This is a genomic window from Paucibacter sp. TC2R-5 (assembly GCF_025717605.1).
In the GTDB taxonomy this organism is placed as follows: domain Bacteria; phylum Pseudomonadota; class Gammaproteobacteria; order Burkholderiales; family Burkholderiaceae_C; genus Paucibacter_A; species Paucibacter_A albus.
Map to the genome: position 1 here is coordinate 161,453 of NZ_JAJIRQ010000008.1, position 13,815 is coordinate 175,267.

Sequence of the window (13,815 nt, forward strand, 5' to 3'; positions counted from 1 at the left end):
CCGCGCCCAGAAACCAGCGCCGGTTCACTCCTGAACCGGCCCGGTCAAGCCCCATTGCCCGCTGGGCTGCTTGCAAAAGCGGAACACGCCCTCGTCGCGCTGGTTGCCCCAGCTGTTTTGGATGCGCAGATTGCGGCAGTCCATATCGCGGAACCTGCCGCGCGCCAAGGGCGTGACGACGCCCGAGGCACGGCTCTTGTCGCTCTTCCACTCAAAGCTCTGCCCTTCGGCCTCGGCTACCACCGCCTTGTCGATCTGCGCCCGCATCAACGCCTGATCGGCCGCGCTGAAGCGGGAAAAGGCCGAGTTATTCATCGCGCGCAGATTGCTATTGGCCTGCGCTGGTGCAATGAAAACCGCCGTTAGGCTCAGAAGTAGAAGTAAGGCTTTGATGATGACACCTGTGCTGGCTGTAGGACTGCCCGACAGAATACTGCATCCCATAGAATTCGCCCCCATGAACAGCCCAAGCTCCAGCCCCATCCTCAGCCATTCAGCGCGCCCGGTGCGCAGCCAGTACGAGGACTTCATGCGCCATGTCTTCAAGCATGGTGCAGCCAAGACCGACCGCACCGGCACCGGCACGCGCAGCGTGTTTGGCCAGCAGCTGCGCTTTGACCTGAACGAAGGCTTCCCGCTGGTGACGACCAAAAAGGTCCACCTGAAGTCCATCATTCTGGAGCTGCTGTGGTTTTTGCGCGGTGACTCCAACGTCAAATGGCTGCAAGAGCGCGGCTGCACGATCTGGAACGAATGGGCCCGCGAAGACGGCGACCTTGGGCCCGTCTACGGCGTGCAGTGGCGCAACTGGCCCAAGCCCACTCCTGACGATCCTTGTGGCCACATCGACCAGATCGCCGAAGTCGTCAAACAGCTCAAGACCAACCCCGACTCGCGCCGCATCATCGTCAGCGCCTGGAATGTGGCTGACCTGGACCAGATGGCGCTGATGCCTTGCCACGCCTTCTTCCAGTTCTATGTCGCCGACGGCAAGCTGTCCTGCCAGCTTTACCAGCGCAGCGCCGATATCTTTCTGGGCGTGCCCTTCAATATCGCCAGTTATGCCCTCTTGACCCAAATGCTGGCGCAGCAATGCGATCTGGCCCTGGGCGACTTCATCTGGACCGGCGGCGACTGCCATATCTACAGCAACCATTTCGAGCAGGTGCAGACGCAGCTCGCCCGCGAGCCCCGCGCTTATCCGACTATGACGATCAAGCGCCGGCCGGCCTCGATCTTCGACTACGAATTCGATGACTTCGAGCTGAGCGGCTACGACCCGCATCCCGCCATCAAGGGCGCGGTGGCGGTATGAGCCGGCCGAAAATCAGCTTGATCGCAGGCGTGGCCCAAGACGGCGCGATCGGCCGGGGCAACGACTTGCTTTGGCGTTTACCGGCCGATCTGGCCCGCTTCAAGGCGCTGACGCTGGGCCACGCCGTCATCATGGGGCGCAAAACCTGGGACTCGTTGCCGGCCAAGTTCAGGCCGCTGCCTGGCAGGCGCAATTTGGTGCTGACGCGCAAGCCAGACGCAGCGCTTGACGGTGCCGAAGTCTGCACAAGCTTGGACTCTGCCCTGGCCGCCTGTGCGGGCCAAGAGCGCGTGTTCGTCATCGGCGGCGCCGAGATCTATGCGCTGGCCCTGCCGCTGGCGGACCGGCTGGAGCTGACCGAGGTAGGACAGGCCTATCCGGATGCGGATAGCTTCTTCCCGCTCTGGGACAAAGCGGCCTTCAGCGAAGCGGCACGCGAGCCAGGCCAGAGCCCGGACGGTTTGCGCTACGACTTCGTCAGCTATCAAAAACACATCTGATTAAAAAAAAGAGGGAACACGCTATGTCAGGACACGGCTTTCACGTTCACGGCCCGCATGACCATGAGGTCGAACATGCGGCCCAGCATGAACCCAAGGGCATGGCGGGCAAACTGGCGGTCGTGACCGCCATCTTGGCCACCATCGGTGCCAGTTTCTCCTATATGGGCGGGGCGACCCAGGCCAATGCCGGGCTTTACAAAAACGAAGCCGCTATCAAGAAGACCGAGGCCGCCAACCAATGGGCCTTCTACCAGGCCAAGAGCAGCAAGCAGAATCTGGCCGAGTTGGCAGTAGAGATCGTCGGCGAGGACAAAAAAGCCCGCTACCGCGAAGACATCGAACGCTACAAGAAAGAAAAGGCCGAGATCAAGGACAAGGCCGAGAAGTTGGAGGCGGAGTCCAGCGACTGGAACCATCAAAGCGACGAGCAAATCCATTTGCATCACCGTTGGGCGCAGGCCACGACGGTCTTGCAGGTCTCGATCGCGATGGCCGCGATTGCGCTGCTGACCAAAAACCGCTGGATGACGGCCGTCACCCTGGTGCTGGGCACGGCGGGCATTGTGCTGGGCGCTCTGGCCTGGCTGCATATTTGAGCGACGCTGACTCAAGGCACAAGCCTAGTTGCTAGTGCCTGATTTGAGCGGCGCGTCTAAATCGGTCGGTATTTACCCTTGAGTTGAGGCAAGGGGATGGAGAAGTCTTTCCGACAGACTCATACTGTTCGCTGACCCCCAGCTCTTTCCATGACTTCCGACCACAAATCCACCCAGACCAAGGCCGAGAACGCAGTCCCAGCAGCGCCTGCGGTGCCGGCTTTGGTCGCTACGGTGGCTGTGCCCCTGCCAAGCAGCGCGGCGGCCGATGCCAGGCCTGCGCTGGCCATCGTCGGCATTGGCGCCTCGGCCGGCGGCCTGGAGGCCTTCGAGGCCTTTTTCAAGGCCTGCCCGCAGGACACCGGCCTGGGCTTTGTGCTGGTGCCGCATCTGGACCCCGACCACGAAAGCCTGCTGGTCGAAATCCTGCAGCGCAGCACCGCCATGCCGGTGCTGCAGGCGCTGGACGAAACCTTTGTTGCGGCCAATCACGTCTACATCATTCCGCCCAACCGCGATATGGCCATCCTGGGCGGCGAGTTGCAGCTGACGCTGCCGGAGGTGGCGCGCGGCAAGCGCATGCCGATCGACGGTTTCATGCGTTCGCTGGCGGCTGATCAGCGCGGGCGCGCCATAGGCATCGTCTTGTCAGGTACCGCCAGTGACGGCACGCAGGGGCTGGCCGCCATCCTCGACGCCGGCGGCACCAGCCTGGTGCAAGAACCCGGCAGCGCGCGCTATGACGGTATGCCGCAAAGTGCGATCAAGGCCGGGGTAGCGAAGCAGGTCTTGTTGCCCGAGCAAATGCCGGCCCAGTTGATGCGCTTGGTCAAACAACTTGCTGGCGCGCCCCGGCTGACGGCGCTGGCGGCGACAGTGCCGGTCAGAACGCTCAACGCGCTCAACAAGATCTTGCTGCAGCTGCGCGCCAGCAGCGGCCATGATTTTTCGCTCTACAAAAAGAGCACCATAGGCCGGCGCATCCAGCGCCGCATGACCTTGCATCAAATCGACGACGACCTCGTCTATGCGCGCTACCTGAAGGAAAACCCGGGCGAGGCACAGCTCTTGTTCCGCGAGTTGCTGATCAATGTGACCAGCTTCTTCCGCGACCCCGAAGCCTTTGTGATGCTCAAGCAGACCCTGCTGCCGCCGCTGCTGGAGGGCAAGCCGGCGCACAGCGTCTTCCGGGTCTGGGTGGCCGGCTGCTCCACCGGCGAAGAAGCCTATTCCATCGCCATGATCATGCATGAGCTGCAAAGCGAGCTCTTGTCCAGCAGCGCGCAAGGCCTGACCCTGCAGATCTACGCCACCGATCTGGATGATGAGGCGATCGCCGTGGCACGAGCCGGCCGCTACCCCAGCAGCATCGCGCTGGACGTGTCGCCAGAGCGCCTGCGCCGCTTCTTCACCAAGGAGGCGGAGGGCAGCTACAAGGTCAAAAAAGAAATTCGCGACTCGGTCGTGTTTGCGGTGCAAAACGTCATCAAAGACCCGCCCTTCACCCGGCTGGATCTGCTGAGCTGCCGCAATCTGATGATCTACCTGGAACCCGAGTTGCAGCAGCGGCTGATCAACACCTTTCATTACGCGCTGCGGCCCAATGGCTTGTTGTTCTTGTCCACTTCGGAGAGCATCACCAACCAGCCCGAGCTGTTTTCGCCGCTTGATCGCAAATGGAAGTTCTACCAGGCCCGGCATGATGGGCGCGCGCAGCGCGAGCACGGGCGTGTGCCCATAGGCCCTATCTCTATGCTTGCCGCGCCCCCGCAAGCCGGCATCACAGGAGGCGATTTGAATCCGAAAGAAACCCTAGCCACAAGCACCGGCAAGTTGAGCGCCCAGATTGCCGATATCAGCAACCGCTCGCTCTTGCAGGCCTTTGCACCGGCCTCGGTCACCACCGACAGCGACGGCAACATCCTCTACATCCACGGCGACACCGGCCGCTATCTGCGCCCGGCCCCCGGCCCGGCCAGCTTCAATGTGCTGCAGATGGCGCGCGAGGGCCTGCAAGGTGGTTTGCGCACGGCCCTCTTGCAGGCGGCAGCGGGCGCTGCAGGTGCGGCGAGTGGGCTTGCTGGTGGAACAGGCTTGCCGCAGGGCGCGCTGTCCTGGCCCAGCGAGCTGGCCATGGTCAAGACCAATGGCGGTTTTTCGCCGGTTCGCTTCAGCGTGCGTGCACTGCCCCGACTGGCCAACCAGCCGGCGATGCTGCTGGTCAGCTTCGAGGAAGCGCCCGAGGCGCCCGAGCCGAGCACACTCAGCGTGGCGGGCGACGGCAGTGTCGAACAGGCGCGCATCAAGGAGCTGGAGTTAAAGCTCAACTACGCCAACGAGACGCTGCAAACCACCCATGAGGAGCAGCAGGCTTTCAACGAGGAACTCAAATCCACCAATGAGGAGCTGCAGTCCACCAACGAGGAGCTGCAATCCTCCAATGAGGAGCTGGAAACCTCCAAGGAGGAGTTGCAGTCGCTCAACGAGGAAACCATCACCGTCAACGCCGAGCTGAACAGCCGCATCGAGCAGCTGACCAGCGTGCAAAACGATATGAAGAACCTGCTGGACAGCATAGGCTCCGGCACCCTCTTCCTCGACCACAGCTTGTGCATTCGCCGCTTCACGCCGGCCACGCTGAAGATCTACCGCCTGATCCCCAGCGATGTGGGCCGCCCTTTGAGCGACATCACCTGCAATCTCGATGCCGCCCAGCACCAGGCCATGCAGGCCGACCTGCAAAGCGTGCTGGACAGCCTGATACCGATCGAGCGCGAAGTCAGCACCGCAGATGGCACCTGGCACCTGAGTCGCATCCAGCCCTACCGCACGCTGGACAATGTGATCGAGGGTGTCGTGCTGACCTTCACCGATGTGAGCGAATTCAAGCGCGCCCATATGGCCGCCGCGCAGGCTGCCGTCGAGCTGACTGCGGCCAAGCAAGCGGCCACTCAACTAACGCTGCAGCTGAGCGTGCAATTGGCGCGCGAGCTGGCCGAAGGCATTGTCAACACCGTCAGCGAGCCGCTGCTGGTGCTGGACGCGGCGCTGCAAGTGGTGTCGGCCAGCCGCAGCTTTTACGCGTATTTCAAGGTCGAGGCCGCCGACACGGTCGGGCGCAAGCTCTTCGAGCTTGGCAATGGCCAATGGGCGATCCCTGCGCTGCGCGATTTGCTGGAAAACATCTTGCCCAAGAACCGCACGCTGGACGGCTATGAGGTCAAGCACGACTTCCCCGGCCTGGGGCCGCGCCGCATGGTTTTGAATGCGCGCCGCATCAGCACCTCGGCCGGAGAAACCGACCTGATCTTGCTGGCGATGGTCGCCATCGAGACGGTGGCCGCCGGCTGACTCTATTTACCAACCCTGATGCAGCCCGCCGCCCCAAGCCCAGATCCAGACGGGGACTCCGGCCACAGCGCGCTGCGCGCGGTGGCCGAGGCGGCTTGGGCTGCGACCGGCCAGCAGAGTGCCTCGCCCGCGCCCCTGGTCGACAGCAGCCAGCTCTTGCATGAGCTGGAGGAGTACAAAATCGACTTGGAGATGCAGAACGAGGCCTTGCTCGAGGCGCAGTGGGAGCTGCAGAACTCACGCGACCAATTTGCCGAGCTGTATGAATTCGCCCCGTCTGGCTACCTCTTGCTGGGGCCGAACGAGCAAATCGAGCAGGCCAATCTGACAGCGGTCAAGCTGCTCGGGCAGGAGCGCGCTCAGCTGCTGGGGCGCAACTTCGTCGGCTGGGTGGCGGCGACGCAGCAAAAGGCATGGCGCCAGCTGTGCCTGCGCTTGCGCCAGGCAGGCGCTCATCCACGGTCCGAGCCGCTTGAGCAGATCGAGTTGCTGTTGCGGCGCAGCGACGGCAGCGAGTTTTTGGCCCATCTGGAATGCAGCCCAAGGATGCAGCCGGGCGCCGCTGCCCAAGCCGGGGCTGGGGCCAGTGGATTTCGCCTGTTGATCAGCGATGTGTCGGCGCTGCGCGCCAGCGAGGCCCGGCTGCGCCTGAGCGATGCTGCGCTGGGCGCCATCAGCGAGGGAGTACATATCACCAGCCCCGAAGGTCTGCTGACCTCGGTCAACGCTGGCTTCGAGGCCATCACCGGCTATAGCGCCGCTGAAGCCATCGGCCGCAAACCAAGCTTTATGCAAGGCCCGGGCAGCGACCCCCTCACGATAAAAGCCATCCGTACGGCGCTGCGTGAGCGGCGCCAATTTGCCGGTGAAATACTCAATTACCGCAAGGACGGCCAAGCTTTCTGGAGCGAGCTGACCATCTCGCCGCTGCTGGATGAACAAGGCATGCTGACCCATTGGGTCGGAATCTCGCGCGACATCAGCGCCGCTAAACGGGATGCTGCCGAGATCCACAGATTGGCGTTTCACGACAGCCTGACTCAGCTGCCGAATCGGCGCTTGCTGCATATGAGACTGGAGCAGGCACTGGCGGCCAGTGAGAGCAGCGGCCAGTTTGGTGCGCTGTTCTTCATCGACCTGGATAAATTCAAAGAGCTGAACGACTCGCATGGCCACGATATGGGTGACCTGCTCTTGACGCAGGTGGCGCACAGGCTGCGCGAGGCCTTGCGCCATCAGGACACGGTGTCACGCCAGGGTGGCGATGAGTTTGTGCTTCTGGTGCTGGAGCTGGGCGCCACGCAAGAGTTGGCGGCTAAGGCGGCCGCTCAGATCGGCAATTCCTTGCGTGAATTGCTGGCGCCGCCCTTTGATCTCATGGGTTTTGAATACCCTTGCAAGGCCAGCATAGGAGCGGCGCTGTTTCGCGCGCCCGACAGCGTGGCCGAGCTGCTCAAGCATGCCGATTTGGCGCTTTATGAGGCCAAGGGCACGGGCCGTGACCGAATGCGGTTTTTCGACCCTGCCATGCAGTTGGCGCAGGATCAGCGCATGCGCTTGCTGAGCGAGTTGCGGCTGGCTACCGAGCTGGGGCAATGGCGGCTGTACTACCAGCCGCAGGTTGACGCGACGCGGCGCATGATAGGCGTGGAGGCCTTGCTGCGCTGGCAGCATCCGCGTCTGGGCCTTTTGCTGCCGGATGATTTCATCGGACTGGCCGAAGACAGTGGCCTGATCCTGCCCATAGGCTTGTGGGTCTTGCAGACCGCCTGTGCCCAGCTCAAGCAATGGGAAGCCGACCCGCACAGCGCCGGCCTGCCAATCGCGGTCAATGTCAGCGCCAGGCAGTTCAGGCAGCCCGACTTTGTGGCGCAGATCGTCGCGCTGCTGGCGGCCAGCGAGTGCCGTCCGGAGCTGCTGAAACTGGAGCTGACCGAGAGCCTGGTGCTGGATGACATCAGCAACACCATAGACACCATGCTGGCCTTGAAGGTCTTGGGCCTGCAATTTTCGATGGATGACTTTGGCACCGGCCACGCATCCCTGAGCTACTTGGCCCAGCTGCCGCTGGATCAACTCAAGATCGACAAATCCTTTGTCGCCAAACTGCCCGGCCTGGCCAAGGATGAAACCATTGCACGCGCCATCATCACCATGGGTTTAGGCCTTAATATGAGGGTGATTGCCGAGGGCGTGGAAACCGAGGCGCAGCGCAATTTTCTGGGCACCCAGGGTTGCGCCGAATGCCAAGGTTTTTTGTTTAGCCGCCCACTGCCCATCGATGCCTTGCAAGACTATCTGGATGAAAAGGCGCAGCCCGCAGCGACAGCATGAAGGACCAGCATTCGCAAACCCAAGCGTCGTCGCCGATCATCGCTGAGCCTGTGCCTGAGCCTGGCTCGGATGCGGGGGTCCTTGAGCACAGTCAGCCGCTGCTAGAGCAGCAACGCCGCCTGCTGCACGAGTTGCACGTACACCAACTCGAACTGGAGATGCAGAACGAGCAGCTGCGGGCGGCACGCCAAGAGCTGGAAGAATCGCGCGACCGTTATGTCGAGTTGTATGAGTTCGCGCCGATCGGCTATTTGACGCTGGACGCAGACGGCTTGATTGAGCAGATCAACCTGTTCGCGATCAAACTGCTAGGCCAGGAGCGCAAACGGCTATTGGGCAGAAGTTTCACCCATCTGGTCATTGATCAAGACCGTCCGCGTTGGCGGGAGTTGACTATTCGCCTGCGCAACAGTCCGCAGGCCATCGAGTCGCAGACCAATTTCGAGCTGGGCTTGCGGCGCGGCGACGGCCGCCCGCTTGCGGTGAGCCTGCATTGCGCCGGGCCGGCACACGGCTTGCCCGGCGACAAGCTGCGGGTCGCCATCACCGACATCAGCGAGCGGCGCCAGGCCGAGCTGGCCCTGCAAGAAAGCGAATTCCGTTTTCACCAAGTGCTGCGCAGCATCACCACCGTGGCGGTGCAGGGCTACCGCATGGACGGGCGTGTGAGCTACTGGAGCCCCGCCTCGGAGAGGCTCTACGGCTATAGCGCCGAGGAGGCCTTGGGGCGCCATCTGCTCGATCTGATCATACCGCCCGAAATGCGCGACACGGTGGCCGAGGCGATACGACAAATGGCCGCCACCGGCCAGCCGATTCCCGGCGGCGAGTTGACTTTACGGCGCAAGGATGGCAGCCGAGTGGCGGTAATCTCCAGCCGCGCACTGATGCAGGCAGAAGGTCAGGAAGGCGAGCTATTCTGCGTGGATATCGACATCAGCGAGCGCCTGGCGGCCGAAGAGGCGCTGCGCCGGAGCGACCAGATTTTGCGCAGCATCTTGCAAGCGACGCTGGACGGCTATTGGCATGTCGACCGGCAATGCCGGCTGCTCGATGTCAACCAGCGTTATTGTGAGTTGTCGGGTTACACGCGCGAGCAGTTGCTGGGCAGGCCGGCGCAAGATTTTGATATCTTGGCGGACGACGCCGAATCGGCCGCGCGCATTCAGAGGGTGCTGGACCAAGGCAGCGCCCAGTTCGAGACCATCCACCGGCGGCGCGATGGCTCGGAATGGCCGGTCGAGGTCAGCGTGACCCTGCAAGACTCGCAGGATGGCGGCTTCGTGGTGTTTTTGCGCGATATTTCGGCGCGCCATGCTGCCGCCGCCTCACTGCGCGAGCGGGAGTTGTTCGGCCAAGCCATCGGCGAGAACTTCCCCGGCATGCTGATCTACCTGGACCATGAACTGGTGACTCGTTATGCCAACCAGCAGGCCTTGGATTGGTTCGGTTTCGGGCGCGTGCAGCAGACAAGCGTGCAGGAGGTCCTCGGGCCGGAGCGCTATGCACAGCTCGAACCGGCTTTTCGCGCCGCGCTGGCCGGCGAGCCGCAGCAGTTCGAGAGTCGGCGCAAAAAGAGCGATGGCGAGGTCGGCTGTTTCTGGACCCAGTTGGTGCCGCACCGCATTGACGGTAAGGTTTGCGGTGTGTTCGTGATGGCCACCGACATCGGCGCCTTGCGCGCCAGCCAGGTTCGCCAGCGCCTCAATGATGCGGCGCTAACCTCTGTTTCTGACGGCATTCGGATCAGCGACGCGGATGGGCGCATGGTTGCGGTCAACGCGGCTTTTGTGGCGATCACCGGTTATGGCGAGGCGGAGCTGCTGGGCCGCAGCGGGCGCATGCTGCAAGGCCCGGGCACCGACCCGCAAACGGCCGCCGACATCCAGGCGGCCTTCCTGAGCCAAAGCGAATATGCCGGCGAGATCCTCAATTACCGCAAGGACGGCACACCGTTCTGGAACGCCTTGACGATCTCGCCGGTCAAGGACGAGCAAGGGCAGTTGACCCATTTTGTCGGGGTCAGCCGCGATGTCACGCTGCGCCGGCAAGCCGACGCGGCGCTGCAGAGCACGCTCAAGGACAAGGAAGCGCTGCTCAAGGAAGTGCATCACCGGGTCAAAAACAATTTACAGGTCATCACCAGCCTCTTGCGCCTGGAGGCGGGGCGCAGCGCGGTGGCCGACACCAAGACCGTGCTGCAGGCGATGCAGGGCCGCATCAGGGCGATGGCACAGCTGCATGAAACGCTCTACCGCTCGGGCACTTTTGCTGCGGTCGATCTGGGTGCTTATCTGGGGCAAGTGGCGACCCAGGCCTTTCGCGCACAGGTGCTGGACCTCGCAGGGGTGCGCTTGGCGCTGGACATGTCAGCCTTGCCAACGAGCATGGACCAGGCCGCTGCATTTGGCTTGCTGGTCAACGAGTTGATCTCCAACAGCCTCAAGCATGGGTTTGCCCAGCCTCATCCAATGGGAGCGGGCGAGATCAAGCTCAGTCTGCAGGCTGTTGATGCCGCGAGTTCGCTATGGCGCTTGCGGCTTGCCGACAACGGCCCCGGCCTGGCGGACGACTTCGAGGCCAGGCGCCAGAGTTCGCTGGGCCTGCAATTGGTGGGAGACCTGTGCCGCCAGGTCAAGGGGGCTTTGAGCATCAGCTCGCAGCCGGGCCAAGGCGTGGCGTTCAGCATTGACTTCAAGGCCATGGCGCCGAGTGCGCTGGTGATGCCGCCATGAAGCAGCCATGCCGAATTCTGGTGGTCGAAGATGAAGCGATCATCGCCCGCGACATCATGCTTCAGCTGCGGGATCTAGGCTATACCGCGCTGGGCCCGGCCGCCAGCGGTGAGCAGGCGATCGATATGCTGGCCGAACTGTCAGCCGATTCGCGGCCCGAGCTGATCTTGATGGACGTACATCTGGACGGCGCCATGGACGGCATCAGCACGGCACAGCTGATTCGCCAGCGCTTCGCCTTGCGCAGCTTGTTTTTGAGCGCCTTCGACGGCCCGGACAGCCTGCAGCGCGCCAAGCTTTGTGAGCCGGCCGGTTTTCTGGTCAAGCCCTTCGAGGAACACGACTTGCGGCAGGCCTTGACGGACGCCTTTTCGGGGTCAGCCTAATTCAGGTCTGCGGCTGGCACCGGCCGGCCGAAGAAATAACCCTGAAACGCATCGCAACCAATCGCCGCCAGGAAGTCGCGCTGCTCGGCCGATTCGACCCCTTCGGCAATCACCCGCAAGTCAAGGTTATGGGCCAGCGCCACAATGGTGCGGGCAATCACCGCATCATTCGGGTCGACCAGGATGTCGCGCACAAAGCTCTGGTCGATCTTGAGTTGCTGCAGCGGCAAGCGCTTGAGGATGGACAGAGAAGAGTAGCCGGTGCCAAAGTCGTCCAGCGAGAAGGCCACGCCATAGCCCTTGATGGCCTTCATCTTGGCGACCACGCCCTCGATATCGTCGACCAACATGCTCTCGGTCAACTCCAGCTTCAGCTGCGTTGGCTTGGCACCGGTCTTTTGCAGCGCCTGGCCGACATGTTCGACAAAGGCGATTTGCGCGAACTGCAGCGCGCTGACGTTGACGGCCATGGTCCAGTGCGCACGCTGCGGGTCCTGACTCCAGGCTACCAGCTGCGCGCAGGCCGTCTCCAGCACCCATTGGCCGAGCGGCAATATCAGGCCATTGGCTTCGGCAATCGGGATGAACTGGACCGGCGGCACCATCTCCGTGCCGCCGCGACGCCAGCGCAGCAAGGCCTCCACCCCGGTGACCGCGCCGACCGAGTTGACCTGCACCTGGTAATGCAACTCGAACTCCTGGCGCTCCAGACCGTGGCGCAGGTCAAGCTCGAAGGCGATGAAAGCACTGGCGATGGCTTGCAGCGCGGGATCAAAAAAGCGCATGGTGTTGCGCCCGGCGGACTTGGCCTGGTACATCGCCACATCAGCCCGCTTGAGTAACTCGTCACTGCTATGGGTCTCCTGCGTCAGCACGACGACACCGATGCTGGGCGTGCCCTGGTAGCTTTTGTCGCGCAGCAAATAGGGCTCGCGCAAGCTCTCCAGGATCTTGCCCGCGAAACTCTCGGCCTGGGTCGCCGCTTCATGATCCAGGCTGCTCAAGCCCTCCAGCAAAACCACGAACTCGTCGCCGCCCAGGCGTGCTATCAAACCTTCCGGGTGCACGTCGAGTGCCGGGGCCAGATGAGCGCCCACGTGCGCGGCTGCATGGACCACGTCCTGCAGCCGCTGGGTCACTTGCAGCAGCAACTCGTCGCCGACGCCGTGGCCCTGCGTGTCATTGAGCTGTTTGAAATGATCCAGGTCCAAGAGCATCAGCGCGCCATGGCGCCCGCTGCGGGCGGCCACCTGCATCGCATGCTGCAGGCGCTCGGTCAGCAAACGCCTGTTCGGTAAGCCGGTCAAACTGTCGTAGTAGGCAAGCCGGTGCAGCTCTTCGATATGCTGGCGGTTCGGCGTGATGTCGCGCAGCAGGCCGATATAGCTGCGCGGCTCAGCACCGACAATTTCAGACACCAGCAGGCTAATCGGCAGCAGATGGCCGTCACGGTGGCGCGCCTCGACCTCGCGTGCCTTGCCAATCACGCGTTTTTCGCCGCCCTCGCGGTAATGCTGCAGATAACTGTCATGTTGGGCGGCATGCGGCTCGGGCATCAACAGCCGGACATTGCGGCCCAACAGTTCTTCGGCGGCATAGCCAAACAGCTTGCACGCGGCGCTGTTGCAGCTCAGCATCTGGCCAAAGGCGTCGATGGTGACGACTCCGTCCAGCATATTGTCCAGAATGGTCTGGCTATGCAGTGCCGAGGCACGCAGGCGGGCTTCGGCGCCATGCTTGTACAGCGCCATCTCCAGCACGGTGCGCAACTCACGCTCGGAAAAAGGCTTGAGGATGTAGCCGAAGGGCTCGGTCAGCTTGGCCCGGGCCAAGGTCTCGTCGGCAGCAAAGGCGGTCAGAAACACCACCGGCAGCGCAAAGCGGTCACGAATGATTTGCGCGGCACAAACGCCGTCCATGCCTTCGCCCAGCTGGATGTCCATCAGCACGAGATCCGGCTTGGTGCTGCCGGCCAGCTCGACTGCGTCCTCACCGCGGGTGACATGGCCGACCGTCTGATAACCCAGCAAGTCGAGCTGCTGCAGCAAGTCGCGCGCGACGATGGCCTCGTCTTCGACGACCAGGATGCGGGGTTTGAGTGCGCTGCTCTGCATGATGGTTTGCGCGCCTCAGTCCTGTTCGTCTTGCTGCATCTGGGTGATGATGGGCAGCAGACCATCGACAAAATTGGCCTTGCTGACGAAGCTGGACCCCAGCCCATGTGCGGCTATATGGTAGCCACTGCTGTCATGCATGGACAAGAACACCATGCGGGGCGGATCGGGCTGTTCGCGCAGGCGCGCCGCCATCTCCAGGCCGTTCATTTCGGGCATGGCAATGTCCAGCAGCACCAAATCGGGCCGGTGTTGCGCTATTTGCGCCAAACCCTGTCGGCCATTCGCTGCATGAGCGACCACCTCAACCTCGGGCAGGCGCGCCAGGAAAGCGCTGACGGCCGCCACAAAGGTCGGGTTGTCGTCAACCAGCAAGATCTTGATTGCCATCTCTTCCTCGCCCGCGGCCCAATGTCTGATCATTGCTTGCCACTGTATGCATGGAGCAGATGCTGGACTATCGGCAAGACACCTGAACTGC

Annotated in this window: 10 protein-coding genes; 7 read left to right on the forward strand and 3 right to left on the reverse strand. The window is 62.6% G+C overall.

Features of this window, described 5'->3' with window-relative positions; all coding sequences use genetic code 11:
- Positions 1-24: 24 nt before the first annotated feature.
- Entirely contained in the window at positions 25-444 is a 420-nt protein-coding gene (locus tag LNV08_RS18415; RefSeq protein WP_263535202.1) for an RT0821/Lpp0805 family surface protein, read from the reverse strand.
- A gap of 13 nt (positions 445-457) precedes the next feature.
- Between LNV08_RS18415 and LNV08_RS18420 the strand changes: the two genes are divergently transcribed.
- From LNV08_RS18420 to LNV08_RS18450, 7 genes are all read left to right on the forward strand, one after another.
- Complete coding sequence (locus tag LNV08_RS18420) at positions 458-1,315, forward strand: thymidylate synthase (protein WP_263535203.1); 858 nt, start codon at positions 458-460, stop codon at positions 1,313-1,315.
- Positions 1,312-1,815 (forward strand): dihydrofolate reductase, encoded by a 504-nt coding sequence (locus tag LNV08_RS18425; RefSeq protein ID WP_263535204.1) that lies wholly within the window; start codon positions 1,312-1,314, stop codon positions 1,813-1,815. The genes LNV08_RS18420 and LNV08_RS18425 overlap by 4 nt, the downstream gene beginning before the upstream one ends.
- Positions 1,816-1,838: 23 nt before the next feature.
- The gene (locus tag LNV08_RS18430) at positions 1,839-2,414 is read left to right on the forward strand and encodes a DUF4337 domain-containing protein (protein ID WP_263535205.1); all 576 of its coding nucleotides are present in this window, start codon (positions 1,839-1,841) and stop codon (positions 2,412-2,414) included.
- Between the two features lie 150 nt (positions 2,415-2,564).
- Complete coding sequence (locus tag LNV08_RS18435; RefSeq protein WP_263535206.1) at positions 2,565-5,765, forward strand: CheR family methyltransferase; 3,201 nt, start codon at positions 2,565-2,567, stop codon at positions 5,763-5,765.
- An 18-nt stretch (positions 5,766-5,783) separates the two neighbouring features.
- The gene (locus tag LNV08_RS18440) at positions 5,784-8,099 is read left to right on the forward strand and encodes a putative bifunctional diguanylate cyclase/phosphodiesterase (RefSeq protein WP_263535207.1); all 2,316 of its coding nucleotides are present in this window, start codon (positions 5,784-5,786) and stop codon (positions 8,097-8,099) included.
- The gene (locus LNV08_RS18445; protein WP_263535208.1) at positions 8,096-10,834 is read left to right on the forward strand and encodes a PAS domain S-box protein; all 2,739 of its coding nucleotides are present in this window, start codon (positions 8,096-8,098) and stop codon (positions 10,832-10,834) included. Before LNV08_RS18440 ends, LNV08_RS18445 begins: the two co-directional genes overlap by 4 nt.
- Entirely contained in the window at positions 10,831-11,220 is a 390-nt protein-coding gene (locus LNV08_RS18450; protein ID WP_263535209.1) for a response regulator, read from the forward strand. Before LNV08_RS18445 ends, LNV08_RS18450 begins: the two co-directional genes overlap by 4 nt.
- Here LNV08_RS18450 and LNV08_RS18455 read toward each other — a convergent pair.
- A complete protein-coding gene (locus tag LNV08_RS18455; RefSeq protein WP_263535210.1) occupies positions 11,217-13,334 on the reverse strand; it encodes an EAL domain-containing protein in 2,118 nt (705 codons plus the stop codon). The genes LNV08_RS18450 and LNV08_RS18455 overlap by 4 nt on opposite strands.
- Before the next feature lie 15 nt (positions 13,335-13,349).
- Entirely contained in the window at positions 13,350-13,724 is a 375-nt protein-coding gene (locus tag LNV08_RS18460) for a LytR/AlgR family response regulator transcription factor (RefSeq protein ID WP_263535211.1), read from the reverse strand.
- Between the last annotated feature and the right edge of the window lie 91 nt (positions 13,725-13,815).

Bases quoted from the DNA above. Each gene is read 5' to 3' on its own strand.
- LNV08_RS18430 (WP_263535205.1), top strand. From the start codon at position 1,839: ATGTCAGGACACGGCTTTCACGTTCACGGCCCGCATGACCATGAGGTC.
- LNV08_RS18445 (WP_263535208.1), top strand. From the start codon at position 8,096: ATGAAGGACCAGCATTCGCAAACCCAAGCGTCGTCGCCGATCATCGCT.
- LNV08_RS18460 (WP_263535211.1), bottom strand. From the start codon at position 13,724: ATGGCAATCAAGATCTTGCTGGTTGACGACAACCCGACCTTTGTGGCG.
- LNV08_RS18450 (WP_263535209.1), top strand. From the start codon at position 10,831: ATGAAGCAGCCATGCCGAATTCTGGTGGTCGAAGATGAAGCGATCATC.
- LNV08_RS18435 (WP_263535206.1), top strand. From the start codon at position 2,565: ATGACTTCCGACCACAAATCCACCCAGACCAAGGCCGAGAACGCAGTC.
- LNV08_RS18415 (WP_263535202.1), bottom strand. From the start codon at position 444: ATGGGATGCAGTATTCTGTCGGGCAGTCCTACAGCCAGCACAGGTGTC.
- LNV08_RS18455 (WP_263535210.1), bottom strand. From the start codon at position 13,334: ATGCAGAGCAGCGCACTCAAACCCCGCATCCTGGTCGTCGAAGACGAG.
- LNV08_RS18440 (WP_263535207.1), top strand. From the start codon at position 5,784: ATGCAGCCCGCCGCCCCAAGCCCAGATCCAGACGGGGACTCCGGCCAC.
- LNV08_RS18420 (WP_263535203.1), top strand. From the start codon at position 458: ATGAACAGCCCAAGCTCCAGCCCCATCCTCAGCCATTCAGCGCGCCCG.
- LNV08_RS18425 (WP_263535204.1), top strand. From the start codon at position 1,312: ATGAGCCGGCCGAAAATCAGCTTGATCGCAGGCGTGGCCCAAGACGGC.